Origin of the sequence: Bradyrhizobium sp. 172 (genome assembly GCF_023101065.1) — a bacterium.
GTDB classification, from domain to species: domain Bacteria; phylum Pseudomonadota; class Alphaproteobacteria; order Rhizobiales; family Xanthobacteraceae; genus Bradyrhizobium; species Bradyrhizobium canariense_D.
In genome coordinates, this window is sequence record NZ_CP064701.1 from 4,705,433 (window position 1) to 4,730,679 (window position 25,247).

A 25,247-nucleotide genomic window follows, 5' to 3' on the forward strand; every position below is an offset into this window, starting at 1 on the left:
TGAAGCGGGGCGAATTGCCGCGTTATTTCCGTTAGATGTTACCGTCGATCGCTCTCATATTCCGAATCCGGTAGAATACCGGATAGTCGATCCGCGCTGATTGCCGATAGCTGAGCGTATTGCCAGTCCCGCGGTGCCGTTCAAAGCAGAACCTGCACTGAAGTCTGCATTCAACGGGGAAGCATCGACATGTTCAGCGCATTCAGCAGCATCGACCATCGCGCCATTCGAGCGAGAACGCCCGGCGATGCCGCTATAATACGGCTCGACGGCATCGGGCATGTCCTGTCAAACCTCGATCTGGCGAGCATCCGGACCCAAGATGACTTGACGCGCATGCTCCTGACGCTCGACACCGCCGACAAGTGCATTCGGGTGATCCGCGCGGAATACCGGACCCAAGTCGCGAACGATCGGCTGGCCCGGAAGTCCGAAGACCTGATGGCGTTGATCGAACACGTCCGCGACGAGCTCACGGGCTGTTGCACCGTAAAATCCTGAGCAAGAGCCGCCCTATTTCTCGCGATTGATCTTCGCCAGGATTCGGTCCGCCTCGGTGCGCCAGTCAGCGTTGCGGGCGAACTCCTTGGTACCCTTCGTTCCGAACAGGCCCTCGTCGGCGAGGTCCGCCACCCAGGCCTGCCGCTCGGCGGTGCCCTGCGCGGACCACGGCGTCAGCCCGGCTTCACGCACGGTCTCGGCGACCTCGCGTACTTCCTCGGCGCGGCGGCGGCCATGCTCGATCACACGCTGGAAGCAATAAGCACCCTGCTTCTCCCAATCGATCGTGGGAAAGGTTTCCGCCAGTGAAGCCAGCACCGCATCCTCGACGCCATGGGCGCGCGCGGTGGTGAAGCTTTCGATGACCATGGCCTCCAGCCCCTTGATCATGATGCTGCGACACATCTTCACCGCCGATGAAACACCGAGCTTGTCGCTCGCAACCCTGGCCGCAAAACCCATCGCGTTCAAAAGCGGCTCCAGCTCCCTGGCCCCGGGACCGCCGAGCAGCAGCGGCACCTTGATGCGATAAGGCGGCACCGACGTCATAACCGCGCCCTCGACATAACGTCCGGCGGCGCCATCAATCAGCGCGGCAGCGCGCTGCTTGGCGGCGGGAGACGCCGAATTGAAATCCAGGAACCAGGTGCCCTGATTGATCGCGGCCGCGCAGGCCTTTGCCACCGGCACGGCCTGGCTCGCGGTGACCGCGGAGATGATGAAATCGGACTTGGCGGTCAGCTCGGCGTGCGAGGCTGCGCGCCCCACACCGAATTTTTCAGCATGCTCGTGCAGCGAACCACCCTGCTCGCCCGCGAGCTTGATGTCAAAGGCTGTGACCTTGATGTCCTGCTGGCGCAAATCCTCGGCCAGAATCCTGCCGACCTCGCCATAACCGACCAGCCCGACCTGCCATCGCTTGGGATCGCCCGCCATCAGTTCAGTCCTCGCGTTGTTGCGTCGAACAGGTCCTCAACCGCATAGCGGCGCGGGATCAGCGCCTGCTGGAACGCGTAGTCGACGATCAACTCCAGCGACCTTCTGTTCGCTTCGATTCCGAACGGAACCAGGTCCGGCGTTGCCGCAGGCCCCGCCTGCGCCTTATTTTGCTTGAGGAGATCATAAATGCCCGAAACTACGTCAGGACGCGATTTCGCTAGCTGCTCGGTCACGACCACGAGATGGTTGACCGGCACGACGCCGCGGCGCGCGTACCATATGGCGGCTTCCGCGGCCGGATCGGGGAACAGCGGCCTCAGCTTGGGATCGTTCGAGGCCTCACCAAGGACGACGTCGAGCTCGCCGTCGAGCAGCATCTGAAGTATCTTCTTGTGCTTCGGCGCGCGCTCGGTGGTGTCGACATATTCGGCGACATGCGGGTCTTCGAACGTGACCCAGCGGATCTTGTCGAGGTTGACGCCGTAGTCGTTGGCGAGGATGCCCCTGATCCAGGCGCCGGTCGTAGTCGTGAACGAACGGATGCCGACGCGCTTGCCTTCGAGATCGGACGGCCCGAGGGTTCCCTGCGCAGGACTATAGAGCGCGTAGGAATGCTGGAAGCGGCCGAGCATTGTGGCAGGCAGCAGCACCAAGGGCTTGCCTTGCGCCTTTGCCATCAGATAGGTGACGATCGCCATCTCGCAGACGTCGAACGCTTGCTCGCGCACCATCGGTTTGAACGCAGTGTTGGTCGGCGTGTATTCGATGAAGTCGAGGTCGAAGCGGTTGGAGCGGAGCTCGCCGCTCTTCACCGCCTGGACATGGGGGTGACTGCCGAGCACGGCCTTCAGCTTGAGACGATCCATCGGCCCACTCCGCTGATTGTTTTAGACGTCCTCGGGATTGTCGACATAGACGAGCCCGGCCTTCGCCAAGGCCTCGCGCATGCTGTACATGTCGAGGCCCAGCTCGCCCGAAGCCAGCCGCTTGCGTTTGCCGCCTTCGTCCGCGCCTCGCCTTCTCGGCGACCTCGGCCGCGTAGCGCTTCGGCACCGCCACGACGCCGTCGTCATCGGCCACGATGATGTCGCCGGGATCGACGTTGACGCCGGCGCAGACCACGGGGACATTGACCGAGCCGAGCGTCGCCTTCACCGTGCCCTTGGCCGAGACCGCGCGCGACCACACCGGAAAGTTCATCTCGTGCAGTGCCCTGATGTCGCGGCAGCCGGCATCGATGATCAATCCCTGCACGCCGCGCGCCTGCAGCGAGGTTGCGAGCAGCTCGCCGAACATGCCGTCGGTGTTGTCGGTGGTGCAGCCCACGACGAGGATGTCGCCCTTCGTGCACTGCTCGACCGCGACATGAATCATCCAGTTGTCGCCGGGCTGCGCCAGCACGGTGACGGCGGGGCCGGCGATCGCCGCGCCGGCCCAGACCGGCCGCAGATACGGCTTCATCAGTCCGAGCCGATCATAGGCCTCGTGCACGGTCGAGACGCCGTACTCCGCCATCCCAGCGGGATCGGCACGCTTGATGTTGCGAACGACGACCGGCTTCATGCCAGCTCCTCCGCAACCGTCGGAAACAGCCGCTGATAGGCCTCGCCATAGGTCATGGACACGCCGGTGTTGCGGCTGCCCTGGATGCCGCGGTTGAGCGCGACGCGCTCGTAATATCCCCACAGGTGCTTCTGCGCGGCGAGGATCTGGAACGCCTCGTACTTCTCCTTCCAGACCTCGTCGATCTTGAGGAGCAGGTCCGGCTTGTAGTTGCATTGCTCCGGCTGGTGCGGCTCGAACAAAAACACCGGCGGGGCCGAATATTTGTACTGCGCGCCGGGCTTGTGGCCCATCGCCTGCGCGACCACGCGGGTTTCCTGCGCGAAATGCGCCGCGTTCGGATGGTCGAAATTATAGGGATCCTCCAGCGCGTGCGTCAGCACGAAGCGCGGATTGAGCTCGCGGTAGATGTCGACCATGCGGTCGAAATGGGCCTCGGCGAGCTTCAGCGGATAGTCGCCGCAATCGAAGAACTCGATCTCGGCGCCGAGCAGCTTGGCCGCCCGCTCCGCCTCGTCCTTGCGGCCGGCCTTGACCGATTCCAGCGTCGCACCCTTCTCCTTCCAGGCGAACTGGCTCTCGCCGCGCTCGCCGAAAGACAAGCAGACGATCTTCATGCGGTAGCCCTTCTTCGCATGCAGCGCGATGGCGCCGCCGGCGCGCCAGACGAAATCGCCCGGATGGGCCGTGATCACGAGACCTGTTTTCATGGGACAAACTCCCCTCTATCGTTCGTCAACGTCATCGGTTCATCGAGTCGCGACAGCGGATTCCTCGCCGTCGAGCACGCGCCTCAGGCGGTCGGCATCGAGTGCGCCTTCCCATTTGGCAATCGCGATCGTCGCGACCGCGTTCCCGATCAGATTAGTTGGCGTCAGCCCCTGCGACATCAGGCGGTGGATGCCGAGCACGAGCGCCACGCTCGTCACCGGAATGCTGCCGGTGGCGGACAACGTTGCCGCCAGCACGACGAAGGCGGCGCCCGCGATTCCCGCCGCGCCCTTGGAGGTCACGAGCAGGATCAGAAGCAGCTCGATCTGCTCGGCGAGCCCAAACGGCGTGTTGTCGCCTGTGCCAGGAACACCGAGGCGGCGGCAAGGTAGAGGCAGGTGCCGTCGAGATTGAAGGAATAGCCGGTCGGGATCACCAGCCCAACGACGCTGCGCTCGCAGCCGGCCTGCTCCAGCTTGGTTAGCATCCGCGGCAGCACCGTCTCGGACGATGTCGTGGCGATGCAGATCAAGAGCTCTTCCCAGATGTAGCGGATCAGCTTGAGCAGCGAGAAGCCACACAGACGCGCGACCGGGCCGAGCGCCACGATGATGAAGATCACGCAGGTGAGATAAAAGCCGCCGAGGAGCTTGCCCAGCGAGGCCAGCGAGCCGACGCCGAACTTGCCGACCGTGAAGGCGATGGCGCCGAAGGCGCCGATCGGCGCAGCCCACATCACGAATCCGACGATGGTGAATACCATCTTGGCGGCGATGTCGATGAGATGGACCAGCGGCGCGGCGCGCTCGCCGAGCTGCACCAGCGCAAATCCGCACAGTACGGCGATGAAGAGCACCTGGAGGATGTTGCCCTCGGCAAAGGCGCCGACGAACGTCGCGGGCACAATGTTTATCAGGAACGGCACAAAGCCGATCACGCCCGACTGCTTGACATAGGGCTCGATCGCGCTGGCATTGATGCTGGCGGGATCGATGTTCATGCCGACGCCGGGCTTGAGCAAGTTCACCGCAATGAGACCGATGATCAGCGCGATCGTGGTCATGATCTCGAAATAGACGATCGCCTTGACGGCGACGCGCCCGACACGGGCCATATCGGCCATATGCGCGATGCCATTGACGACCGTGCAGAAGATGATCGGCGCGATCAGCATCCGGATCGCCTTGATGAAGGCGTCGCCAAGCGGCTGCATCCTGGCGCCCCCCTCGGGATTGACGATCCCAAGCGCGATTCCGGCCGCCATGGCGATGAGCACCTGGATCCAGAGCTCCTTCCACCAGGCGCGGCCGCGCGGCTTGTCGATCGCTAGCGCCGTCATTGGCCGAACTCGAACAGCCGCGCTGGATTATCGACGAGGATCTTCTGCTGATACTCCGGCTCCGGCGCGAACAGCGGGATTAGGTCGACGAGATCGCCGTCGTTCGGCATCGCCTTGACATTGGGATGCGGCCAATCGGTGCCCCAGATGACGCGGTCGGGCGCCGTCTCGACAATTTTTCGCGCGAACGGCACGGCGTCGGTGAACGGCGGACCGGCCGATGACACCCGCTCCGAGCCGCAGATCTTGACCCAGCATTTCTCGTCGCGCTGCATCAGCTCGACCAGGATCTTGAACGGCAGCTGGTCGAGCCCTTCGGACGCCTTCACCCGTCCCATATGGTCGATGGTGTAGCTCAGCGGCAGCCTTATCAGCGTGTCGGCATGTTCAGGCAGGTCGATCGCATCGAAATGCAGATCAATATGCCAGCCGAGCGGTGCGACCAGCGCGACGATGCGGTCGAACACCTGCTTGTCCGGGACCCCGCCGAGATGGCGGACGAAATTGAAGCGGCAGCCGCGGAAGCCGCCCTCATGCAGCACGCGAAGCTCGCGCTCGGTGATGGTGTCGTCGATATTGGCAACCGCGCGATAGGCCCCGTTGCTCTGCGCGATGGCGTCAAGCGCCACCGTGTTGTCGGTGCCATGCACACTCGCATTGACGATGACGGCACGTCCAACGCCGAGCTTGGCATGCAGCGCGCGGAAATCCTCGAGCGGCGCATCCGGCGGCGTGTAGGAACGCTCCGGCGCGTAAGGGTATTTCGCGCCGGGCCCGAAGATGTGGCAATGCGCATCGCAAGACAGGTTCGGCAGTCTGAACTTCGGCGTGCGCGTGTCCGGATCGGGCGGCGGAATGGTCGGCGTGTACATCATTGCCATCAGATAAACCGCCGAACCAGATCGTGTCTTCAAGTCTTGCTGCTGACGACCGGCCGTCGCCGTGCTGGCGCCTGATCCAGCGCCGGCGCCTGGAACGCGGCCACGGTGGCTTGCACCAATTGCTCGATGGCACTTGCGGCATCGCTGCCGTCGGCCTCGCCGCGCGACAGGCGCGAGACGCGATCCGGCGTCACCAGCGAATAATAGAGTGCGCCAAGCAGGAAGTGGCTGCGCCAGACGATATCGGTGCGCGGAACGTGCGGCAGGCTTTCGTGAACAGCATCGATGAAGGCGTGGCCGGTGTCGTCAAAAGTCTGTGCGATGATCTTTCGCGCGACTTCATTGCCCTCCGCGGACATCACCGCGCGCAGCCGCGTGAACCGCGCCCCGCCCCCGGCAAGATCACTGCCCGAGGTGAAGGCCGGCACGACATAGGCCCGCACCACCGCTTCGAGCCGATCCTGGAGATCGCGCACGCGCTTGGCGGCCGCGAGCAGCTCGGAACGGCGCAAATTCATTGGCCCGCAATGGCGCCGGTAGATCTCCAGCAGCAGGCCGTCCTTGGTCTTGAAATGATAGGTGACGCTGCCGGGATTGGCGCCGGCGGCCTGTGCGATATCGCGCACCGACACGGCGTTGAAGCCGTTGGTGGCGAACAGCTCCTCGGCCGCGGCGAGGATCGCCTCGCGCATGTTCGGCTTGCGGGCCGTTTCCTTGCTGGCGGGGTTGCGGATCATGTGATTTGTACTATCGTACAAAAGATCAGGTCTCGTCAACAAAAACCATGGATGACACCCGGAAAGGCCGAGAGACCGCCGCTGGGTGCAAAGGAGTGCTGGGAAATGCTGGGTTTCAACAAGACCATCAGCGGTCTGATGGTGGGCGCCGGTCTGCTGCTCGCGGGGACCGCCGCACAGGCCGACAAATATCCGAGCAAGCCGGTCCACATCCTGGTGCCTTATGCGGCCGGCGGCGCCGTCGACGTGCTCGCGCGCACCTTGGCTCAGGCGCTGGCCGGGACTTGGGGCCAGCAGCCGGTGATCGACAATCGTCCCGGCGCCGGCGGAATCGTCGCGTCCCAAGCGCTGACGCAGGCCGCGCCCGACGGCTACACGCTGATCCTCGTCGCGAGCGGCCATCCACTCAACCAGTTCATCTATCCGAGGGTGCCCTACGACACGTTCAAGGATTTCACCGCGATCAGCGAAGTCGCCTCCTCCCCGCTCGCGATCGTCGTGGCCAAGGACAGCCCCTATAAGACGCTCAGTGATCTCCTCATCGCGGCGAAAAAGGAGCCGGATAAGCTCTGCTACGGCATGTCCGGCAACGGCACCTCGGCGCACCTCGCGGGTGAGCTGTTGAAATACATGTCCGGCACCAAGATCGTCGCGATCCCCTACAAGGGCGGCGCCCCCGCGCTGACCGCCGTGATCGCCGGCGACATTCCGCTCAGCATCAATCCACTTGCGGAAGCCATCAGCCAGATCGAAGGCGGCGCGGTGCGCGCGCTCGCGGTGACCTCGGCCGAACGCTCCAAGGCGCTGCCCAATGTTCCGACCGTCGCCGAGTCGGGCGTGCCGGGTTACGACGTCTCCGTCTGGTGGGGCGTTCTTGGTCCCGCAAAAATGCCGCCGGAGATCGTCACGAAGCTCGAAAGCGATCTGAAGGCGGCGCTGCAGGACCCAAACGTACTGTCGACGCTCGGCAAGATCGGCGCGGCCCCGGTCGGCTCATCGTCGAGGGATTTCGGCGCCTACATGCATGCCGAGGCGACCAAATGGGAGCCGGTGCTGAAGGCCGCCGACATCCGCGCGCAGTGAGGTGCTTCGCATGAGGACCAGCGCGCTGGACACGATCCAGCGCCAGGCAGGCTTGTGCGGCGCCACGAAGGCCGACGCGCAAGTAGGTCAATTGCGTGCGCTCGCCCGCATCTTCTCCGGCGGCGCGGGACGCCGCACGAAATCGGCGTCATCGTCGCCTCCTCCCGACGGGATCAGGATCGCGCGCTCGCGCGGCAGCGCTTCCGGCATCTCGTCCCGGATGAAGGCGATGAGCTTCTCCCTCATCTCGCAGCGCAGGTCCCAGGACTGCGGCGCGTTCCTGGCGCTGACGAGGGCGCGGAGCTCGATGGTGCGAGCATCCGCGTCAACGACCTGGAGATTGACCACCTCGCCGTCCCAGAGCTTGGACTCCTTCACTGCTTCTTCCAGCCAGCGCCGGATCCGCGGCACGTCGGCACGATAATCGACATGAAACGCAATCACGCCGATCAGGGACGCAGTGTCGCGGGTCCAGTTCTGGAATGGCTTTTCGATGAAATAAGACAGCGGCACCACCATGCGGCGCCAGTCCCACAGCCGGATCACCACATAGGTCGCGGCGATGTCCTCGACCCAGCCCCACTCGTTCTCGATGATGACGGCATCCTCGATGCGGATCGGCTGGGTGATTGCGATCTGCATGCCCGCGATCAAATTGCTCAGCAGCGGCCGGGCGGCAAGACCAACGATGATACCGGCGGCACCGGCGGAGGCGAACAGGCTGACGCCGTATTGCCTGACCGAGTCGAATGTCATCAGCGCGGTCGACACCGTGATGATGACGATGATGATATCGGTGACGCGCTTGAAGACGCGGACCTGGGTGACGTGCTTGCGCGCGACAAAATTCTCGGTGACGTCGCGAAAGTTCTGGAGATACCGTGCCGCGCTCATATCCACGATCCGGATCGAGATCCAGCCGATCAGCGCAATGAAGGCGACGACGAACAGGCGCGTCAGCGGCGTGCGGAAGGCGTCGTCCAGCGGCGCGAGCGGCAGCACCAACGCTACGGCGGCAAGACTGAGGGCCAGCTGAGTTGGGCCCGCGGTGCGGGCGATGAACACGCTCACGAGCGGGAGGCGGGTTCCGAAGGCGCGGTTGAACAGCCAAACCGAAAGGCGATAGATCGACAGGGCGATCAGGATCGCGCCCAAGACTAGAGTGAGGCCGACGAACCACGACGGGATCCACCCGAACATCCTGTCGATGTCGGCCAAAAGGGTCTGCCAATCCATTAATGTCCCCGCATTGCATCCGCGCTTGCGTTCAACGCGTTGCAGCGTCGTTCGCTCCCCCGCTCGGTGCAATGCAGCATCCCTCTGGTGCAATCATCGCCGAACTGCGCTATTTGTGGTCAATCATGACTCGACGGACCGGCAGCGCCGATCTTCCCCTTCACACCGGCCGGGTTCCACCCTGGCTGGCGACCCGCATGTCGTCGCTCGGCGCGATCGTCACACAGGCGATCGTGCATCACTACGGACGCGATGCATTCCTCCAGCGGCTCTCGCACCCGTTCTGGTTCCAGTCGTTCGGCGCCGTCATGGGGATGGATTGGCACTCCTCCGGCATCACGACGTCGGTGATTGGCGCGCTGAAGCGCGGGCTGGGACCGCTCCAGGACGAGCTCGGAATCTACGTCTGCGGCGGGCGTGGCCAGCACTCGCGCAAGACCCCGGACGAGCTGATGCAGCTCGGCGACCGAATCGGCTTCGACGGCGCAAAGCTCACGCGTGCGAGTCGCCTCGTGGCGAAGGTTGACAGCGCCGCGGTCCAGGACGGCTTTGACCTTTACCTGCACGGCTTCTTCGTCACCGCCGACGCCAAATGGACCGTGGTGCAGCAAGGCATGAACGGCGACAAGCGGCAGGCCCGCCGCTATCACTGGCATTCCGAGGCGCTGAAGAGTTTTGTCGACGCACCGCACAGCGCGATCGACGGGCCGCGGCAAGGCGAGATCGTCAACCTCACCGACCATCGCGCCGAGATCTCGCGCACCGCGCAGCTCGAGCTTCTGAGCGATCTCGGCCCGGATCGTATCCTTTCCGAATTCGAGCGGCTCACCGGAACTGCGCCCGCGCCCGCACAGGCGACGCTGCCGCACCTGATCATGCCCGGGCATCACGACGTGCGGCCGAAGGACGTGTTTGCGCGCCGCCTGCACGGCACACTCGCTGCTGCGGCCGAGCGCGGCCCGGTCGACTTTCCGGAGCTGCTGCTGACTCCCGGCGTTGGCGCTCGCACCGTTCGTTCGCTGGCGATGGTCGCCGAAGTCGTGCACGGCGCGCCCTACCGCTTCAACGATCCCGCGCGCTTCTCGCTTGCCCACGGCGGCAAGGACCGGCATCCCTACCCTGTTCCACTCAAGGTCTATGACGAAACCATTCGCGTGCTGAAGGGGGCGATTCAGAACGCAAAGCTCGGGCGCGAGGAAGAGATGCAAGCCATCAAGCGCCTCGACGACCAGGCGCGGCGGCTGGAGCGCACCGCGCATGGGCCATCCGTCGAATCCTATATCGCCGGAGAGCGTGCGGCCTCGCCCGATCTCGACGGCCGTTCCGTGTTCGGCTGGGAGCGTGATCTCGGGTCGACAAAAAAGCAGACCGGCTGAAAGCCGGTCCGCGAGTTCAGCGGGAAGGAACGCCGCTCTCAGGTCTCGTCGGTGCCCGGCTCCTCGTCGAGCCGGTTGGCCGAGTGGTCCTGATATTGTTCGGTCTGGATCGCCTTGCCGTCCATGCCGCGAATGTCCGAGTGCTGCGCCTTGTCGCGGTTTGACAGCACCATGTTGTCGCCGATCTTCTCCTTGGGCACGTCCGTCATGGCGCCGCTGCCGTCGCCCTTGCCATGCATGCCCGATCTGAAATGCGTCTTGCTGCCACGACCACCTGGCATCTTTTTCTCCTCTTGCTTTGATCGCCCGTGCAGCTCAATGCTTCTGCTGTGCCGGCGTCGGTTTCGGCGGCTTGTGTCCGCTTTGGCCGGAATCATTGTGCTTGTTGTGATCGCTTTCCTGGTTGAGGCCGCCTCGGCTCACCGGGAATTCACTCTGTCGCGCCTCAGGTCGCGCCCGGTGAACGGCCGTATTCTCCGGATTGTGGCCGAGGGCGCGCTCAAGCTCTCGCGCGTCTGGAACATCCGGCTTGCGCTCGAGGATGCGAACCTGTTGCTCGTGGGTCTTCTTGCCTTGCATGCTCGTCCTCCGGAGCTATCGGCCTCTTCGGTGCGTGCCACTGCGTGCGATGTCCTTGTCGATGCCGCCAGCGGCGTTCACGTCGTTCTCGACGTCGCCTTCGATCGTGTTCTCGCCCAAGGCGTCCTCGAGGTCCTCAGGCGAGATACCGGCCATCGTTGCGCCCTTCGATCCGCCGATCATGGGGTTATTTTGCATATCCTTTTCCGTCGGTGCGTAGAGTTTGGGTTGCTTGTTGGTCATGCCTCACCTGCCTCCGCCTTTTCCGGCCTCGTCATGCCTGTGGTGTGAATCGTGCTCGCCACCTCCGCCGGAGACGCGGCTGTGGTTGCGCTGCGGGTCGTCCGCCGCGGGCTTCTTCACTTCGAGCGGTGCCTTCGCATTCTCATGCGATGCGCCTGGTCCGCCCTGACGGTTGCTGTTCGGTGTCTTGGTGGATGTCGACATGAGGGTCCGCTCCTCAGCGATCTTGCTGATAGCCTTGGTTGGTGGTGTTCTGCTTGATGTTGCCCTGCTGCCCTTGCTGGTCCGGATTTTGCGCACGCTGCTGGCCGCGCGGGGCAGTCGAGGACACTTGCTTGCTGTCGCCGGTTCCCTTCGGACTTTGATTCTCGGCGGGAACAGGTGGCATCTTGCCGGTCATGATGCTGTCTCCTGTTGTTGATCTGCGACATCGACCGGAGGAACTCGTCGCGGCTTTCGATGTCGCAAAAACAACTAGAGCAACGGCATGCCGTTCCTACCGACGAGTGCAGAGAAATTTTCCGCAAGGTGTAAGTCTCAGCAGGCCACTGGCTGGGAACGAACCAACATCGATCCAGCTGATGCTGTCGCCTGTGCTGCGTGGCCGTCGGGCACGACAGGGAGGTTCGCGATCGCTCGCATGCCCGGTCGCTTGCGCCAGTGGATCTGAGACACGTCCACAGCAAAGCCAAGCCGCGGCCATCGCACAAACAACGCTTCCAGGGCACACGCTGCCTCGATGCGCGCGAGTTGATGGCCGAGGCAGAAATGGATGCCCGTTCCGAAGGACATGTGACGGTTCGGCTTGCGCGCGGGATCGAGGCTCTCGGGGCGCTCATGCATCGCCGGGTCCATGTTCGCGGCGGCGAGCATCACCATGACGCGATCGCCCTTCTTGAGACGCACGCCCGCGAGCTCGATATCCCGCCTCACATAGCGGGGCTTGGAGAACTGCACCGGCGACACGAAGCGCAGGAATTCCTCCACCGCAAGCCCGACGCGGCTCCAGTCCTGTGCCAGCCAGTCGCGGACGCCGGGATTTCTGAGGAGCTCGTAGACAGAACCGCTGATGAGATGCGTGGTGGTCTCGGAGCCCGCCGCGAGCAGTAGGAACACCATCGACACCATTTCGTCCGGCGTGATCTGGCCGCCCTCGCGCTCGACCTGAACCAGCTCCGCGATCAGGCCTTCGCCGCCCCGCACGCGGGCAATCTGCAGCTGCCGTTCGAGGTAGGCTCGCATCTTGCGGAACGCGAACAGCATGCGGAAGAAGCTGGCGACGTTCGTAAGTGAGGACATCGTATTGGCCCAGGCGATGAAGCGGGGGCGATCGGCCAATGGCAATCCGAGCAGCTCGGAGATCACCGCGAGCGGCAGGATGCGCGCATAGCGCTGGACGAGATCGGCCGGGCTTCCTGCCAGGAACAGCTCGTCGGCGAGCCCGTCCGCGATGGCGCGGATGCGCGGCTCCATCGCGACGATCGCGCGGCGGCGGAAGGCCTCGTCAACAATGCTGCGCAGCCTTGTGTGGTCAGGCTCGTCCATTGTCAGCATGTTGTTGGCGATGGTTCTGACGTAGTTCGGCATCCACCAGCGTAAACCCGCGACGTCCCCATCCTCCTTGCGCAGCGTGAAATCGGTGCCGTCCTTCAGGACCTGCGCGGTGGCCTCATGGGTCGTGGTGATCCAAACATCGCCGACGAGAGGAAATCGCGCCGCGACCACAGGACCGGACATGCGCAACGTTGCGATCGCCTTGGGCAGATCGCGAAAGAAGGCCTCGCTGGTGAAATCGAGGCGTGGTGCCATGTGATCACCGAAGCGGTTGACGGGGTCTCACCAAGATGGTGCACGACGCCGCCCGCGCAAGGGAACCCGGAACCTCCGCTTCGGCTTCGGTGCAGGCGTGAGAGTCGAGTCTACCCCCGCCCCGGCGAACGCGGGCCGATCTTGCGCTGCTGCTGGTTGGTGTAGGCGTCCCAATTGCTCCAGCTGCCGTTGCTGAGGCTTCGCAGGTCGGTGGTGAGCGGACGGCGCGTGCGCTTGTCGTGATCGGCGATCACGCGCTCGGATTGCACGATCTTGCGCTTGAGTTCCCCGAGCGCCTTCTGGGTCTGGCCTTTCCGCTTCGAAGACGCGATCTCGCCCATCGTGAAGCGCGCGGTTTCGAGCGCCTTCAACTCGGCGCGGTTCTTCTTCAACTGAACCCGGTGCCAAGCGATATTGCTGTCGCTGTCCGCAACCATGTGGGAACTCCGCTGATTCGTTCCCACAGTGTATCGCGTGCCGAATCGACGCCGCAACGGGCGCGCGGCGGCGAAAATACGGTCTTCTTGCGCGGGGGTTCCGGGCTCAGCGCTCGGCGAAGGCCTTTTCGACCACGAATTGGGCCGGCTCGCCGTGATTGCCCTCGACAAGACCCCGCTCGCCGAGGAGCACGCGGGTATCCGCCACCAGCGCCGGGCTGCCGCAGATCATGACGCGATCGTGGGCCGCTTCCAGTGCCGGCAGGCCGATGTCGGAAAACAGCTTGCCCGACGTGATGAGATCGGTGATGCGCCCGCGATTGCGGAAGGGATCGCGCGTCACGGTCGGATAGTAGATCAGCTGGTTGCGGATGTACTCGCCGATCAGCTCGTCCTTGGGCAGCGTCTCGGTGATCATCTCGCCATAGGCGAGCTCCTTCACGTGTCGGCAACCGTGCAGCAGCACGACCTTCTCGAACCGCTCGTAGGTTTCGGGGTCCTTGATCACGCTCAGGAACGGCGCAAGACCCGTACCGGTGCCGATGAGGTAGAGGTTGCGGCCGTCCTCCAGATTGTCGATCACCAGCGTGCCGGTGGCCTTGCGGCTGACGATGATCTCGTCGCCTTCCTTTAGATGCTGGAGCCGTGAGGTGAGCGGGCCGTCCGCGACCTTGATCGAGAAGAACTCCAGCGTGTCCTCGTAATTGGCGCTGGCGACGCTGTAGGCCCGCAGCAGCGGCTTCTCGCCGACCTTGAGCCCGATCATGGTGAATTCGCCGTTGCGGAAGCGGAAGGTCGGGCTGCGGGTGGTCTTGAAGGAGAACAGCGTGTCGGTCCAGTGGTGGACGCTCAAAACGGCTTCCTGATTGAAATTGCTCATCTCACCCTTCCGTGGCGCGTCGTGGCGGTTTTCAAGGCGGCAGCTATGCGTCGTTTGTATACGATCATTTGTGTACTAATGAATAATCCGGCTTGATCCCGCGGTCAAGGCTGCCCAAGATCGGAAGCGTTGCAGTTAAGGACAAGGACCCATTCCATGGCGCATGACGCACCCCAGGCCACCGGACCCTCGAAGCTCGTGATCCGCAATATCGGCCTGATCCTGTCCGGCGCGCTGGAAAAGCCGATCCTGGACGGCGACACCATCGTCGCCGAGAACGGCAAGATCACCGCGATCGGCCGCTTCAAGGACCTCAACACCGAAGGCGCGACCACCATCGTCGAGGCCAACGGCACCACGGTGGCGCCCGGCCTGATCGACAGCCATGTCCATCCTGTTGCGGGCGACTGGACGCCGCGCCAGAACCAGATCGGCTGGATCGACAGCAATTTGCATGGCGGCGTCACCACGATGATTTCCGCCGGCGAGGTGCATATGCCCGGCCGCCCGCGCGACGTCGTGGGGTTGAAGGCGATGGCCATCTTCGCGCAGCGTGCATTCTGGAATCTGCGGCCTGGCGGCGTGAAGGTTCACGCCGGCGCGCCTGTGATCGAGTGCGAGATGGTGGAGGAGGACTTCAAGGAGTTGGCCGCAGCCGGCGTCAAGCTGCTCGGCGAAGTCGGCCTGGGCGGCGTCAAGGACGGCCCCACGGCGCGAAAAATGGTCGGCTGGGCTCGCAAATATGGCATCCAGAGCACGATCCACACCGGCGGTCCTTCGATCCCCGGCTCCGGATTGATCGACAAGGATGTGGTGCTTGAGGCAGACACCGACGTGGTTGGCCACATCAATGGCGGTCACACCGCGCTTCCCGACGACCAGATCCGCTGCATCTGCGAGGGCTGCAAGCGCGGCCTCGAGCTCGTTCACAATGGCAACGAGCGCTCGGCGCTGTTCACGTTGCGCATTGCGCGCGAAATGGGCGATCTGCACCGCGTCATCCTCGGCACCGATGCGCCGGCCGGCTCCGGCGTGCAGCCGCTCGGCATTCTCCGCATGGTGTCGATGCTGTCCTCGCTTGGCGACCTCCCGGCCGAGGTCGCGTTTTGCCTGGCCACCGGCAACACGGCGCGGATGCGCGAATTGGATTGCGGCCTGATCGAAGTGGGCCGCTCGGCCGATTTCGTCATCATGGACAAGGCGCAGCACTCGGCCGGCAAGAACATTTTGGACAGCGTCCAACTCGGCGACCTCCCCGGCATCGGCATGACCATCATTGACGGTATCGTGCGCACCCAGCGCAGCCGCAACACCCCGCCGGCCGGCAGGGTGCCCGAGGTGGTGGCGAAGTGACGCAGCCGGAGCGGCTCGCCGCTCCCGTGCTCCCTTGACAGCATTGAACAAGTCGTCGGCCTGCTGCGTCTAACGCAGGCAGTTCATTGCTGGAACGCCGAGGGAGACATGAAGAATTCGTCGCGGATTGCCGCCGGTGTTGCCGGTGCGGTCGGAGGTTATGTCGCGACCTTTGTGCTGTTTTCAGTGCTCGATCTGGGCAACCGGGCGGACCCGATCACGTCTGGCCTGTTGGCACTGTTCGTCTACTCACCCATCGGAGGGCTGGCGTGGTGCTTGCCAGCTGGCTGGTGACGCGTTCCGGCACGGATGCAGGCAATAGCGGTCTCGCGCGCAACAGCCTGAAATCGCTTGGTGTCGTGGTCCTGCTTTGCGTGGCCGCCGCCGCCACCTACCTGGGCGTCGCGTACATGACGGCCACGCCCTGGCTCAACCGAAACGGCGCCACTCCTCTGCTCGTCTTCGAGGTTCGCCTTCCGGCCGGCGCAACCGTGCCGAAATCACCGCAAGATATCACCATCGAATTGCAGACGGACCTCAACACCATGCCGGGCGAATTGAACGCAGCTGGCTTCCATAGTGACGGCGATCAGCCCGTCATCGCAGGCGAAGTCGAACTGGCGTTCCGAACCTCGCACCGGCAACTCGCCGTCACATCCAGGGACAGCCCAGCCGAGTCTACCCGATCGGATTGACGGCCTCGGCTCCGCACACACCGGAGTTCGGGTCGTGGCGACGGCTCGCCGACGGCAGCGAAATCCGCTATCGCGCAAAATGGCCGGGGAAGACGTAGCGGGATCACCGCGGTTTCGCTATCTCACAACGCACATAGGTCTGTCGCTTGCCCGGCCCGACCGGGCTGTTGTCCATCACCAGCTTGCCATCCGCGGCAATGGAAACCCGGGGACTGGAGCGATACTTCTCGCCCTCGCCTTCGCAGGCGAGCTTCATTTTCCAGGCGAGCTTCCCGTCGGCAGTGATCTCGCTGGCGCGGCACCGGGTCTCGTACCAATAGAGACGGTTGCCGCCCTCGATGCTCATGCGGTTGGCGCTGTCCTCGTCGCGGCAATCCTTTTTGGTTGACGCCCAGAACCCCTCATAGGCTTGCGCCGCCAGGGCGGGAGCAGACTGGCCCGCCAGCATCACACTCATGCTCAGAGCCATAGCAAACCGGGTCGCCGCTCTCATGTCAAAAACCTCGACAAGACCTTCACCGAGGTTAGTCGCGCCTCACCGCAGCTTGTTCAACAGCGCCATCAGCATCTCGCGCTCCTTTGCCTCGAGCGGCGCCAGCGTCTCTCGTGTGATCGCAAGCGCATTCGGCGCGACCTTTTCCGCCAATTGCTGGCCCGCGCGCGTCAGGCTGACCAGAAGCCGCCGTCCATCCTCCGGATCCTGGCTGGTCTCGGTGAGGCCGCGCGCCGTCAACCGATCGATCACGCCCTTGATGGTCGCCACGTCCATCGCCGTCAGGCGCCCGAGCTGGTTCTGCGAGCATGGCCCGGCCTCGGCGAGCTTCGACAGCGCCGCCCATTGCGTCGGCGTAATGTTGGTGCCGATCTCGCGAGAGAAGATCGCGCTGTGGCGCTGCCAGACCTGGCGAAGGATGAAGCCGACCTGCTCGTCGAGCACATAAGGCGGCTTTGCCGGTTTGACGCTTTTCTTCGCCGCGACGCTTCTCGCCATCCGCTCGATGCCCTTGCCCTTTGCCTTCACAACGACAGATGCGCGTCGCGGATATCCGGACGCGCGTCGAGCTCGGCCATGGTGCCGCCGAAGCAGATGCGGCCGCGCTCGATGATATAGGCGCGATCGGAGATCAGCCGCGCAAAATGCAGATTCTGCTCGGAGACGACGATGCTGACGCCCTCCTTCTTCATGGTCAGGATGGCCTCGACCATCTGCTCCACGATTTTCGGCGACAGGCCTTCCGAGGGCTCATCCAGCAGCACCAGCGATGGATTGCCCATCAGCGTGCGCGCGATGGTGAGCATCTGCTGCTCGCCGCCGCTCATGCGGCCGCCCGGGCGATTTTTCATCTCGCCGAGGTTAGGGAACAGCGAAAACAGCTTGTCGCGAGTCCAGTGCGGCGCGTTCGGGCGCTTCGGCTGGCGGCCGACCTCGAGATTCTCTTCCACCGTCAAATCGGTGAAGATACGCCGCTCCTCCGGCACGTAACCAAGCCCATCCCGCACGATCTCATGCGTGGGACGTGCCGATACATCCTTGCCTTCGAACATGATCCGCCCCGACCGCTGCGCGACGAGCCCGACGATCGAGCGGAACGTCGTCGACTTGCCGGCGCCATTGCGGCCGAGCAACGCCACGACTTCCCCCTGGCCGACCTCGAACCCGATGTCGAACAGGATATGCGCCGGGCCGTAATGACTGTTGAGATCCTGTACTGTGAGCTTCATGCCGATGCTCCCTCGCGATGCCCGGCCTCGTAAAGGAGGCCCTCGCCGAGGTAGACCGCCTGCACTTGTGGATTGCCGCGGACCTGGGCGGGCGAGCCCTCGGCGATCAGCGTGCCGCGGTTGAGCACGATGATGCGATCGGCGTGCTCGAACACCACGTCCATGTCGTGCTCGGTGAAGAGAACGCCGATCGATTTTTCCCGGGCGATCTGCGCGGTCAGCCGCATCAAATCGACCCGCTCGCGCGGCGCCATGCCGGCGGTCGGCTCGTCCATCAGCAGCAGCTTTGGCTGGTTGGCGAGCGCGACGGCGAGCTCGAGCCGCTTGAGATCGCCATAGGCAAGCTCGCCGCAGGGGCGATCGGCGTAACCGCCCATGCCGACCAGCTCGAGCAGTCGCCCGGCTTCGCCGCGGTCGAAGTTCGGCGCCGAGCCCCAAAGATTGTACAATTGCTTGCCATGCGAGATCAGCGCGACTTGCACGTTCTCGCGCACCGTCATGGTCGCGAAGGTCGCGGTGATCTGGAAGGTGCGACCCACGCCCATCCGCCAGATCTCGCGCGGCTTCCTGCCGGTTGTGTCCTCGCCGAGCAGGCGGACGTGGCCGGTATCAGGCTTGTTCTGGCCATTGAGCATGTCGAAACAGGTGCTCTTGCCCGCGCCGTTCGGTCCGATCAGCGCCAGGATTTCACCGGCGCGCAGCGAGAACGAGACGCCGCGCACGGCATGGACGCCGCCATAGGATTTGGTCAGTCCTTCGACCGCGAGAAGTGGGGGCGCGACGCTCATTCGGCGGACTCGATCGGCTTGGCAAGCAAGGGTGACCCCGGCGGCGACGTCTTCCTGCGGCGCTGCGCTAGCATCTCCAGCATGCCGACGATGCCCTTGGGGAAGACGACGACGATCAGAACGATGAAACCGCCGAGCACGAGTTTTGACAGGTCGGTCTGACTGACCAGCCAGATGTTCAAGGCCTTGTAGACGATGGCGCCGATCACCGCGCCCGACACCGTCTCGACGCCGCCGAGCAGCACCATGACAAGGGCGTCGACCGAGAGCGAGATGCCGAGATTGTCCGGAAAGACGCTGCCCTTGAGGTAGGCGAACAGCGCGCCGCCAATGCCCGCGGTCGTGCCCGCGATCACGAAGGCGGTCCACTGGATACGCTTGGTGTTGATGCCGACCGCTTCGCTGCGCAGCAGCGAGTCGCGCGTCGCCCTCAGCGCATAGCCGAACGGCGAGAACACCATGGCCCGCAAAGCGATCGTCACGAGCGCCGCAACACCGAGCGACAGCCAATAGAAATGCGATGGGCTCGCCGCCCAGCTCGAGGGCCAGACGCCCAGGATGCCGTTGTCGCCGCCGGTGACGCTCACCCACTGGAACGCGATCGACCAGACGATCTGCGCGAAGGCGAGCGTCAGCATCGCAAAATAGACGCCGGAGAGCTGCACCGCGAAGAAGCCGAACACGGCAGCGCCCATGCAGCCGAGCAGCGGACCGAGCAACAGGCAGACGATCATCGGCAGTCCGGCCATCTTGGCGAGGAAAGCGACGCCGTAAGCGCCGAGGCCGAAATAGGCGGCGTGACCAAAGGACGCGAGCCCGCCGACCGACATCAGGAAGTGCAGGCTGACGGCGAAGATCACCGAGATCGCGATCTCCGAGCCGACGGTCAGTGCATAATTGCCGGCGAACAGCGGTAGTGTCGCCGCGACGACGAGCGCTGCAAACGCAGCCAACCGCTCATTCGACGTCAGCGGTCGCCAGGGATTGACGGTGAGACCGGGCGTCTTGCGGGCCGGCGCCTCGGGCCTGCCGAACAAGCCCCAGGGCCGCACGATCAGCACCACCGCCATCACCAGGAAGACCAGGATGATAGAGATTTTTGGAAAGATCAGGATGCCGAAGGCGTTGAGCTCGGAGACCAGCACAGCCGCGACGAAAGCGCCGATGATGCTACCGAGGCCTCCGATCACCACGACGACGAAGACCTCGACGATGATGCGCAAATCCATCGCATGATGCACGGCATCGCGTGGGATCTGGAGCGCACCGCCGAGAGCGGCGAGGAAAACGCCGACCGCAAACACGCTCGTGAACAACCATTTCTGATTGACGCCCAGCGCCGCGACCATGTCGCGGTCCTGCGTCGCTGCGCGCACCAGAACGCCCCAGCGCGTGCGCTGGAACAAGAGCCAGAGAATGCCGAGCACGACCGGTCCGAGCACGATCAGAAACAGATCATAGCTCGGAATGTTCTGGCCGAAGAAGTCGATCGCCCCCTTGAAGCCGGGCGCACGGCGCCCCACGAGATCGTCTGGGCCCCAGATCAGGACGACGAGGTCCTCGACCATCAAGGTCAGGCCGAAGGTCGCAAGCAGCTGGAACAGCTCGGGCGCGTGATAGATGCGCCGGAGCAGCACCATCTCGACGATGACGCCGATCAGCGCCACCGCGAACGCCGCCACCACGATGCCGCCCCAGAAGCCGAATGCACCTGACAGGCGCTCCGTCAGCGTGAAGGCGACATAGGCGCCGATCATGTAAAAGGCGCCATGCGCAAAATTCACGATCCGCGTCACGCCAAAGATGATCGACAGGCCCGACGCCACCAGGAAAAGCGACGCTGCGCTGGCGAGACCGGTCAGAAACTGTACGACGTAAAAGGCCATCTGCGGTCCGGCTTAAGCGTAAGTCGCAATATTAGGCTTCATCCTTCGAGGCGGCGCTACGCGCCTCCTCAGGATGAGGTCGGGACCCTCATGGTGAGGAGCGCGGCTGCGCCGCGCGTCTCGAACCACGAGGCCCCGGTCTCACTTTGGATCAATCCTTCGGACGCAGCTTCTCGACTTCGGCATCACTTGGTAGATAGTCCGCGCCCTTCTTGTAAGACGAGTCCACCATCACGCCCTTACCGTCCTTCAGCGCGGTCTTGCCGACATAGGCACCGAGCGTCGACTGGTGATCGATCTTGCGGAAGGTGATCTCGCCCAGCGGCGACGGCATCGAAAGTCCTTCCGCCGCAGTGATCAGCTTCTCCGGATCGGTCGAATTGGCCTTCGCCAGGATCGCCGCCGCCGACTTGATGGTCTGGTAGCCAACGATCGAGCCGAGGCGCGGATAGTCGTTGTACTTGGCCTGATAGGCCTTCAGGAACGCGTCGTGCTCGGGCGTCTTGATCGAGTACCAGGGATAGCCGGTGACGATCCAACCCTCGGGTGTCTCCTCCTTGAGTGGATCGAGATATTCCGGCTCACCGGTGAGGAAGGAGACGACCTCGCGTCCCTTGAACAGGCCGCGGGTGTTGCCTTCGCGCACGAGCTTGACGAGATCGGCGCCGAAGGTGACGTTGAGGATCGCTTCGGGATTGGCCGCGGCAACCGCCTGCACTACCGGACCGGCGTCGATCTTGCCCTGCGGCGGCCACTGCTCATCGACCCACTGGATGTCGGGCCGCTTCTCCGACATCAGCTTCTTGAACACCGCGACCGCGGACTGGCCGTATTCATAGTTCGGCGCGATCGTCGCCCAGCGCTTTGCGGGCAGCTTGCTGGCCGCTTCCACCAGCATCGCGGCCTGCATGTAGTTCGAAGGACGCAGTCGGAACGTGTACTTGTTGCCTTTCGACCAGGTGATGGCGTCCGTCAGAGGCTCGGCCGCCAGAAAGAACACCTTCTTCTGGTTGGCGAAGTCGCTGACCGCAAGACCGATGTTCGACAGGAACGTACCCGTCAGCATCGCCACGCCCTCGCTCGACACCAGCTCGTTGGCCGCGGTCTGCGCATCTGCCGGCTTGCCACCATCGTCCTTGGAGACGACGATGAGCTTCTTGCCGTTGATGCCGCCGGCCGCATTGATCTCTTCGACCGCGAGCTGCCAGCCCTTGCGATAGGGCTCAGTGAACGCCGGCAGCAGCGAGTAGCTGTTGATCTCGCCGATCTTGATGTCCTGCGCAAGGGCCGAATGAGCCATGCCGCTTGCCAACAGCGCGAACGCCGCCCCGACAAAATAGTTCTTTGCTCGCATCCCAACCTCCACTTTCTGAAAAGATTAACGCAGTCCGTCTTCGCCCTTGATCTCCGCAACGGTCAGCCCGCCGACGCGCGGCAAAGGACGGCCACTGTCGGTGACGGCGACCGCGACCATGATCTCGTTGGCGCGCGGCGCGTCGTTGATCTGCACTTCCATGCCATCGAAATGACTGCGCACGAAGGCTGCATCCTTGTGGCCCAGCGGAACGTCCAGCGTCGTGCCGGGTCCACTGCGCTTCTTCGACGACGGGATCAGCGCAGCGCCTTTGCCCAGCACTTTACGCACCGGCGCGCCCATTTTCGGGTGAAGGATGGCGGCTGCATGCTCCAGCTCGCCATTCTCGCCGACGGCCGCGGCCTTGCCATAGCTCTGCGCCTTGGACCCGTCGATGCCGAGCGCCGCCACCGCGCGCTTCGAGAGCAGCTCGCCGAGCTCCTCGCCAATCGCGATCAGCGGCGAGAGATCCTCGACATACTTTCCAGCAAACGGATTCTCGATCACGGCGATCGCCGCCGCACGCCGCGTCGGCGGTGAGACCTGGCGGCCCATCTCCATCTGCGTCTCTTCGACGACGGTGACGATCTTGCGGATGATCGCGCTCATGATTGTTTCCTCAAACCGCTTCCCAGTTCAGGCATGGACCGCGTTCTCTTGTACAAGCGGGCGCGATCGTTGCCGTTCAATATCCTTGGTCCCGATGACAATCATATCACCACAAAGCTGCAACACGGCACCCTCGATCAATCCGCGATCGAATAATTGCCGTGCACATTCCGCGCCAGATTCGAGCGCGGTGGTGATCTCGTTCTGCGACAATCCACCAACGTTGCGGGTCACGAGCCGCGCGCCAAGATCGCTGTCGGGCTGAAGTTCGTTCGCAGGTTTTCGGATGATGGCGGGATGCCCCGGCAGATCGACGGCGTTCGCAACGATCGTCGCGGCCGCGTCGGCTTGCGACGCCGTTCCGGCCAGCACGGTCACCGCATCGGCAATCCCGAGGGAAAAGCTGCGGCCGTGCCGTCCGCTGGTCGCAATGCCACGCACGGGATCATCGGCGTCCACCCTGATTGTCCGCATCACGCCGTCGCGATCGGGCCGGTCCATCAGGCCGACCGAAAAATGCTCGCCCTCGCCGAGATGCAGGGCAATGTCTCCGCCATTGTTGACATAGGCCCGATCGAGCGCCGCAGCGTTCAGCATTGCGCCCAACACCTCCTCCGCCACGCTGCCGGCCACAGCGGCCATCGGCGTGATGAAGCCATCACCGGCATAGGGCGCCACCGCGGCGTGCATGCGATGCGCCACAACGCCTCTCAACGAGGTCCGCTCCTCGACAACGGTCCGCAGTTCCGGCAGTTCCGCGCAGAGCTCGTCGAGAAGCCCGGTGAACCGTTCGGCCGCAGCCTTATAGGCCTCGCGCACTGCGTCGGCCGCCCCCCTCGCCTCGACGATCAGGTCAATCGGTCCATCCTGCAAATGCAGCCGCCGGCCGTCAGACAGCAACGCGATTTGCGGGAGCCTTGTCATGCCCGGGGGCCCGGGATCGGGTTCTGCCAGGGCAATTGGCGGACATCGTCGCCGCCCTGAACTTCGGCGAGCGGCTTCACATAATCCATGTGCCCGCCGAGCGCCGCATAGTCCGACAGCTTCATCGTGAATTCGATCGGCGCCACCAGCGCGGGCGTCGGCACGTAACCGAATGCCCCCGCCGGCATCTGCGTCACGTCGACCATGTAGGTGATGCCGCCGCCCGGCCAGACATAGACCGGCGCGCCGCCACTGGTGACGCGCGTCAGCGCCTCCTTCACCGAGCGCGTCAGCCGCACCGGATTGTCGGTCACGCCCGCCCGCAAGGAACCACCGGCGCCCGCCATGAACAGCACCGTGCACAGCGCCGGCTCGCAATTCTCCTGAATGCGCTCGACCGAAAACTTGAGGTCATCCGGCATCTCGGTCTCGACCGGCTTCAAGGCTTCGTCGAGCACGTAATAGGACGAATGCTCGCCCGTCGTGGAGACCATCAGCATCGAGAGGCCAGGCCTGGCCTCCTTCGCGTCGAACGGTCCCAGGATTGCGAGCGGATCGGAGATATTGGTGCCGCCCCAACCCGTGCCGGGATCGGCGACCTGGAAATAGCGGCCGGGCGTCGAGCGGCGCCCCTTCATCTTGATGCCGGTATCGGCGATGTCGAGCAGCTTGCCGGCCTGATGCTCCGAGAGCACGCCGGTGATATGGTCGTCGACCACGACAACCTCGTCGACCTTGCCGTGCCATTGTTTGGCGAACATGCCGATCGTCGCCGAGCCGCAGCCGACGCGCATGCGCTCTTCTTTCATGCCGTTGACGATCGGCGCCTGGCCGGCCTGCACCACCACGCTCGCCCCGCCGTCGATGGTGAGCTCGACCGCCTTGCAATTTGCGAGGTCCATCAGCGTGTCACAGGTGACGCGGCCTTCCTTCTTGGAGCCGCCGGTCAGATGGTGCACACCGCCGAGCGACAGCATCTGCGAACCGTATTCGCTGGTGGTGACATGACCGACCGCCTCGCCTTGTGCACGAACGGTCGCCGTCTCCGGCCCGAGATAGCGGTCGGTGTCGATCTTCACCTTGATGCCGCAATAGGAGAAGATGCCCTCGGTGACAACAGTCACCATGTCGACGCCATCGACCTCCGCCGAGACGATGAACGGCGCCGGCTTGTAGTCGGGATAGGTGGTCCCCGCGCCGATCGCCGTTACAAAGGTGGAAGGCTCGTGGACGATCTTGCCGTCCCAATCTTCGGTGCGGCTGAACGGAACGAGCTTGCCGCCATGCGACACGGTGCGCTCCAGGATCACATGCGGATCGACGCGGACGAGCTTGCCTTCGTGATTGGCATAGCGGTCGCAGGCGCCCGCCGCGCCCGGCTTGATGTAGCACATCACCGGACACGCATCGCAGCGGATCTTGTCGATGGCGGCGCTCGTAGGTTCAGTCACCATGTCAAAGCCAGCCGACAGTGCAGTTATCATTTGTACACGAACGATGTTGCGCGCCCTCCCGATGACTGTCAAGCGGCGGTGCGGCGCAAAACATACGCCTGCCGCATAAAACCTCATTTGCCTATCCGCCCTGTCCACAAAGAAGGCA

At 63.9% G+C, this 25,247-nt stretch carries 29 protein-coding genes and 2 pseudogenes; 6 read left to right on the top strand and 25 right to left on the bottom strand.

The genetic code is table 11. From position 1 onward, the window contains the following. Positions 1-189: 189 nt before the first annotated feature. Entirely contained in the window at positions 190-501 is a 312-nt protein-coding gene (locus IVB07_RS22850; RefSeq protein WP_018459293.1) for a hypothetical protein, read from the top strand. A 12-nt stretch (positions 502-513) separates the two neighbouring features. Here IVB07_RS22850 and IVB07_RS22855 read toward each other — a convergent pair whose 3' ends face one another. The 7 genes and pseudogenes from IVB07_RS22855 to IVB07_RS22885 form a co-directional block, all read right to left on the bottom strand. Continuing rightward, positions 514-1,437, bottom strand: a complete 924-nt coding sequence (locus IVB07_RS22855; RefSeq protein ID WP_018459294.1) for an NAD(P)-dependent oxidoreductase — start codon at positions 1,435-1,437, stop codon at positions 514-516. Beyond that, positions 1,437-2,306, bottom strand: coding sequence for an ABC transporter substrate-binding protein (locus IVB07_RS22860; RefSeq protein WP_018459295.1), 870 nt, complete (start codon positions 2,304-2,306; stop codon positions 1,437-1,439). Before IVB07_RS22860 ends, IVB07_RS22855 begins: the two co-directional genes overlap by 1 nt. A 21-nt stretch (positions 2,307-2,327) precedes the next feature. Then, positions 2,328-3,003, bottom strand: a pseudogene (locus IVB07_RS22865) (4-carboxy-4-hydroxy-2-oxoadipate aldolase/oxaloacetate decarboxylase). Continuing rightward, complete coding sequence (locus tag IVB07_RS22870; protein WP_018459297.1) at positions 3,000-3,713, bottom strand: PIG-L deacetylase family protein; 714 nt, start codon at positions 3,711-3,713, stop codon at positions 3,000-3,002. Before IVB07_RS22870 ends, IVB07_RS22865 begins: the two are co-directional and overlap by 4 nt. A gap of 39 nt (positions 3,714-3,752) precedes the next feature. Beyond that, positions 3,753-5,053, bottom strand: a pseudogene (gene dctA / locus IVB07_RS22875) (C4-dicarboxylate transporter DctA). Then, on the bottom strand, positions 5,050-5,934 hold the full coding sequence (locus IVB07_RS22880; RefSeq protein WP_018459299.1) for an amidohydrolase family protein: 885 nt from the start codon (positions 5,932-5,934) through the stop codon (positions 5,050-5,052). The pseudogene dctA and the gene IVB07_RS22880 overlap by 4 nt, the downstream one beginning before the upstream one ends. Before the next feature lie 29 nt (positions 5,935-5,963). Further along, positions 5,964-6,671: a TetR family transcriptional regulator gene (locus IVB07_RS22885; RefSeq protein WP_018459300.1), complete on the bottom strand. Its 708-nt coding sequence runs from the start codon at positions 6,669-6,671 to the stop codon at positions 5,964-5,966. Positions 6,672-6,776: 105 nt separating this feature from the next. On the opposite strand from IVB07_RS22885, the gene IVB07_RS22890 reads away from it, so the two are divergent. Further along, the gene (locus tag IVB07_RS22890; protein ID WP_247338100.1) at positions 6,777-7,754 is read left to right on the top strand and encodes a tripartite tricarboxylate transporter substrate binding protein; all 978 of its coding nucleotides are present in this window, start codon (positions 6,777-6,779) and stop codon (positions 7,752-7,754) included. 87 nt (positions 7,755-7,841) lie between these two features. On the opposite strand, the gene IVB07_RS22895 is transcribed toward IVB07_RS22890, so the two are convergent. Beyond that, the gene (locus IVB07_RS22895; RefSeq protein ID WP_018459302.1) at positions 7,842-8,990 is read right to left on the bottom strand and encodes a mechanosensitive ion channel domain-containing protein; all 1,149 of its coding nucleotides are present in this window, start codon (positions 8,988-8,990) and stop codon (positions 7,842-7,844) included. 125 nt (positions 8,991-9,115) lie between these two features. On the opposite strand from IVB07_RS22895, the gene IVB07_RS22900 reads away from it, so the two are divergent. Further along, positions 9,116-10,366, top strand: a complete 1,251-nt coding sequence (locus tag IVB07_RS22900) for a DUF763 domain-containing protein (protein WP_026233776.1) — start codon at positions 9,116-9,118, stop codon at positions 10,364-10,366. Positions 10,367-10,404: 38 nt separating this feature from the next. On the opposite strand, the gene IVB07_RS22905 is transcribed toward IVB07_RS22900, so the two are convergent. The 8 genes from IVB07_RS22905 to IVB07_RS22940 all read right to left on the bottom strand — a co-directional run bounded on the left by IVB07_RS22905 (position 10,405) and on the right by IVB07_RS22940 (position 14,314). After that, positions 10,405-10,647 carry a hypothetical protein gene (locus IVB07_RS22905; RefSeq protein ID WP_026233777.1) on the bottom strand — a complete coding sequence of 81 codons (243 nt, stop codon included), beginning with the start codon at positions 10,645-10,647 and terminating at the stop codon, positions 10,405-10,407. A 34-nt stretch (positions 10,648-10,681) separates the two neighbouring features. Then, a complete protein-coding gene (locus IVB07_RS22910; RefSeq protein ID WP_018459305.1) occupies positions 10,682-10,945 on the bottom strand; it encodes a hypothetical protein in 264 nt (87 codons plus the stop codon). A 15-nt stretch (positions 10,946-10,960) separates the two neighbouring features. Next, entirely contained in the window at positions 10,961-11,188 is a 228-nt protein-coding gene (locus IVB07_RS22915; protein WP_018459306.1) for a hypothetical protein, read from the bottom strand. 3 nt (positions 11,189-11,191) lie between these two features. Beyond that, complete coding sequence (locus IVB07_RS22920; RefSeq protein WP_018459307.1) at positions 11,192-11,392, bottom strand: hypothetical protein; 201 nt, start codon at positions 11,390-11,392, stop codon at positions 11,192-11,194. Between the two features lie 13 nt (positions 11,393-11,405). Continuing rightward, positions 11,406-11,588, bottom strand: coding sequence for a hypothetical protein (locus IVB07_RS22925; RefSeq protein WP_018459308.1), 183 nt, complete (start codon positions 11,586-11,588; stop codon positions 11,406-11,408). 137 nt (positions 11,589-11,725) lie between these two features. After that, positions 11,726-12,997 (bottom strand): cytochrome P450, encoded by a 1,272-nt coding sequence (locus IVB07_RS22930; protein WP_018459309.1) that lies wholly within the window; start codon positions 12,995-12,997, stop codon positions 11,726-11,728. Positions 12,998-13,107: 110 nt separating this feature from the next. Further along, positions 13,108-13,434, bottom strand: a complete 327-nt coding sequence (locus IVB07_RS22935; protein ID WP_247766690.1) for a hypothetical protein — start codon at positions 13,432-13,434, stop codon at positions 13,108-13,110. Between the two features lie 106 nt (positions 13,435-13,540). Beyond that, positions 13,541-14,314 carry a ferredoxin--NADP reductase gene (locus IVB07_RS22940; protein WP_018459311.1) on the bottom strand — a complete coding sequence of 258 codons (774 nt, stop codon included), beginning with the start codon at positions 14,312-14,314 and terminating at the stop codon, positions 13,541-13,543. A 156-nt stretch (positions 14,315-14,470) separates the two neighbouring features. On the opposite strand from IVB07_RS22940, the gene IVB07_RS22945 reads away from it, so the two are divergent. The 3 genes from IVB07_RS22945 (at position 14,471) to IVB07_RS22955 (ending at position 16,362) form a co-directional block, all read left to right on the top strand. Next, a complete protein-coding gene (locus IVB07_RS22945) occupies positions 14,471-15,667 on the top strand; it encodes an amidohydrolase family protein (RefSeq protein WP_018459312.1) in 1,197 nt (398 codons plus the stop codon). Positions 15,668-15,775: 108 nt separating this feature from the next. Continuing rightward, positions 15,776-15,961: a hypothetical protein gene (locus tag IVB07_RS22950; protein WP_245288530.1), complete on the top strand. Its 186-nt coding sequence runs from the start codon at positions 15,776-15,778 to the stop codon at positions 15,959-15,961. Next, a complete protein-coding gene (locus tag IVB07_RS22955; RefSeq protein WP_245288531.1) occupies positions 15,937-16,362 on the top strand; it encodes a hypothetical protein in 426 nt (141 codons plus the stop codon). Before IVB07_RS22950 ends, IVB07_RS22955 begins: the two co-directional genes overlap by 25 nt. A gap of 103 nt (positions 16,363-16,465) precedes the next feature. Here IVB07_RS22955 and IVB07_RS22960 read toward each other — a convergent pair whose 3' ends face one another. From IVB07_RS22960 to IVB07_RS23000, 9 genes are all read right to left on the bottom strand, one after another. Beyond that, positions 16,466-16,855 (bottom strand): hypothetical protein, encoded by a 390-nt coding sequence (locus IVB07_RS22960; protein WP_018459313.1) that lies wholly within the window; start codon positions 16,853-16,855, stop codon positions 16,466-16,468. 42 nt (positions 16,856-16,897) lie between these two features. Next, positions 16,898-17,353 carry a MarR family transcriptional regulator gene (locus IVB07_RS22965; RefSeq protein WP_007592445.1) on the bottom strand — a complete coding sequence of 152 codons (456 nt, stop codon included), beginning with the start codon at positions 17,351-17,353 and terminating at the stop codon, positions 16,898-16,900. 26 nt (positions 17,354-17,379) lie between these two features. Next, entirely contained in the window at positions 17,380-18,084 is a 705-nt protein-coding gene (locus tag IVB07_RS22970; protein ID WP_018459315.1) for an ABC transporter ATP-binding protein, read from the bottom strand. Continuing rightward, positions 18,081-18,872, bottom strand: coding sequence for an ABC transporter ATP-binding protein (locus tag IVB07_RS22975; protein WP_018459316.1), 792 nt, complete (start codon positions 18,870-18,872; stop codon positions 18,081-18,083). The genes IVB07_RS22970 and IVB07_RS22975 overlap by 4 nt, the downstream gene beginning before the upstream one ends. Next, positions 18,869-20,758, bottom strand: a complete 1,890-nt coding sequence (locus tag IVB07_RS22980; protein WP_085352762.1) for an ABC transporter permease — start codon at positions 20,756-20,758, stop codon at positions 18,869-18,871. The genes IVB07_RS22975 and IVB07_RS22980 overlap by 4 nt, the downstream gene beginning before the upstream one ends. A gap of 151 nt (positions 20,759-20,909) precedes the next feature. Continuing rightward, entirely contained in the window at positions 20,910-22,112 is a 1,203-nt protein-coding gene (locus IVB07_RS22985) for an ABC transporter substrate-binding protein (protein WP_018459318.1), read from the bottom strand. A 24-nt stretch (positions 22,113-22,136) separates the two neighbouring features. Further along, positions 22,137-22,721: an amino acid synthesis family protein gene (locus IVB07_RS22990; protein ID WP_085352760.1), complete on the bottom strand. Its 585-nt coding sequence runs from the start codon at positions 22,719-22,721 to the stop codon at positions 22,137-22,139. A gap of 27 nt (positions 22,722-22,748) precedes the next feature. Further along, positions 22,749-23,645: a UPF0280 family protein gene (locus IVB07_RS22995; protein ID WP_018459320.1), complete on the bottom strand. Its 897-nt coding sequence runs from the start codon at positions 23,643-23,645 to the stop codon at positions 22,749-22,751. Beyond that, positions 23,642-25,099, bottom strand: coding sequence for a hypothetical protein (locus tag IVB07_RS23000; RefSeq protein ID WP_018459321.1), 1,458 nt, complete (start codon positions 25,097-25,099; stop codon positions 23,642-23,644). The genes IVB07_RS22995 and IVB07_RS23000 overlap by 4 nt, the downstream gene beginning before the upstream one ends. Positions 25,100-25,247 lie beyond the last annotated feature (148 nt).

What these genes read in the sequence shown, in the direction of transcription:
- IVB07_RS22850 (WP_018459293.1), top strand. Translation starts at nt 190, where the DNA reads ATGTTCAGCGCATTCAGCAGCATCGACCATCGCGCCATTCGAGCGAGA.
- IVB07_RS22855 (WP_018459294.1), bottom strand. Translation starts at nt 1,437, where the DNA reads ATGGCGGGCGATCCCAAGCGATGGCAGGTCGGGCTGGTCGGTTATGGC.
- IVB07_RS22860 (WP_018459295.1), bottom strand. Translation starts at nt 2,306, where the DNA reads ATGGATCGTCTCAAGCTGAAGGCCGTGCTCGGCAGTCACCCCCATGTC.
- IVB07_RS22870 (WP_018459297.1), bottom strand. Translation starts at nt 3,713, where the DNA reads ATGAAAACAGGTCTCGTGATCACGGCCCATCCGGGCGATTTCGTCTGG.
- IVB07_RS22880 (WP_018459299.1), bottom strand. Translation starts at nt 5,934, where the DNA reads ATGGCAATGATGTACACGCCGACCATTCCGCCGCCCGATCCGGACACG.
- IVB07_RS22885 (WP_018459300.1), bottom strand. Translation starts at nt 6,671, where the DNA reads ATGATCCGCAACCCCGCCAGCAAGGAAACGGCCCGCAAGCCGAACATG.
- IVB07_RS22890 (WP_247338100.1), top strand. Translation starts at nt 6,777, where the DNA reads ATGCTGGGTTTCAACAAGACCATCAGCGGTCTGATGGTGGGCGCCGGT.
- IVB07_RS22895 (WP_018459302.1), bottom strand. Translation starts at nt 8,990, where the DNA reads ATGGATTGGCAGACCCTTTTGGCCGACATCGACAGGATGTTCGGGTGG.
- IVB07_RS22900 (WP_026233776.1), top strand. Translation starts at nt 9,116, where the DNA reads ATGACTCGACGGACCGGCAGCGCCGATCTTCCCCTTCACACCGGCCGG.
- IVB07_RS22905 (WP_026233777.1), bottom strand. Translation starts at nt 10,647, where the DNA reads ATGCCAGGTGGTCGTGGCAGCAAGACGCATTTCAGATCGGGCATGCAT.
- IVB07_RS22910 (WP_018459305.1), bottom strand. Translation starts at nt 10,945, where the DNA reads ATGCAAGGCAAGAAGACCCACGAGCAACAGGTTCGCATCCTCGAGCGC.
- IVB07_RS22915 (WP_018459306.1), bottom strand. Translation starts at nt 11,188, where the DNA reads ATGACCAACAAGCAACCCAAACTCTACGCACCGACGGAAAAGGATATG.
- IVB07_RS22920 (WP_018459307.1), bottom strand. Translation starts at nt 11,392, where the DNA reads ATGTCGACATCCACCAAGACACCGAACAGCAACCGTCAGGGCGGACCA.
- IVB07_RS22925 (WP_018459308.1), bottom strand. Translation starts at nt 11,588, where the DNA reads ATGACCGGCAAGATGCCACCTGTTCCCGCCGAGAATCAAAGTCCGAAG.
- IVB07_RS22930 (WP_018459309.1), bottom strand. Translation starts at nt 12,997, where the DNA reads ATGGCACCACGCCTCGATTTCACCAGCGAGGCCTTCTTTCGCGATCTG.
- IVB07_RS22935 (WP_247766690.1), bottom strand. Translation starts at nt 13,434, where the DNA reads ATGGTTGCGGACAGCGACAGCAATATCGCTTGGCACCGGGTTCAGTTG.
- IVB07_RS22940 (WP_018459311.1), bottom strand. Translation starts at nt 14,314, where the DNA reads ATGAGCAATTTCAATCAGGAAGCCGTTTTGAGCGTCCACCACTGGACC.
- IVB07_RS22945 (WP_018459312.1), top strand. Translation starts at nt 14,471, where the DNA reads ATGGCGCATGACGCACCCCAGGCCACCGGACCCTCGAAGCTCGTGATC.
- IVB07_RS22950 (WP_245288530.1), top strand. Translation starts at nt 15,776, where the DNA reads ATGAAGAATTCGTCGCGGATTGCCGCCGGTGTTGCCGGTGCGGTCGGA.
- IVB07_RS22960 (WP_018459313.1), bottom strand. Translation starts at nt 16,855, where the DNA reads ATGAGAGCGGCGACCCGGTTTGCTATGGCTCTGAGCATGAGTGTGATG.
- IVB07_RS22965 (WP_007592445.1), bottom strand. Translation starts at nt 17,353, where the DNA reads ATGGCGAGAAGCGTCGCGGCGAAGAAAAGCGTCAAACCGGCAAAGCCG.
- IVB07_RS22970 (WP_018459315.1), bottom strand. Translation starts at nt 18,084, where the DNA reads ATGAAGCTCACAGTACAGGATCTCAACAGTCATTACGGCCCGGCGCAT.
- IVB07_RS22975 (WP_018459316.1), bottom strand. Translation starts at nt 18,872, where the DNA reads ATGAGCGTCGCGCCCCCACTTCTCGCGGTCGAAGGACTGACCAAATCC.
- IVB07_RS22980 (WP_085352762.1), bottom strand. Translation starts at nt 20,758, where the DNA reads ATGGCCTTTTACGTCGTACAGTTTCTGACCGGTCTCGCCAGCGCAGCG.
- IVB07_RS22985 (WP_018459318.1), bottom strand. Translation starts at nt 22,112, where the DNA reads ATGCGAGCAAAGAACTATTTTGTCGGGGCGGCGTTCGCGCTGTTGGCA.
- IVB07_RS22990 (WP_085352760.1), bottom strand. Translation starts at nt 22,721, where the DNA reads ATGAGCGCGATCATCCGCAAGATCGTCACCGTCGTCGAAGAGACGCAG.
- IVB07_RS22995 (WP_018459320.1), bottom strand. Translation starts at nt 23,645, where the DNA reads ATGACAAGGCTCCCGCAAATCGCGTTGCTGTCTGACGGCCGGCGGCTG.
- IVB07_RS23000 (WP_018459321.1), bottom strand. Translation starts at nt 25,099, where the DNA reads ATGGTGACTGAACCTACGAGCGCCGCCATCGACAAGATCCGCTGCGAT.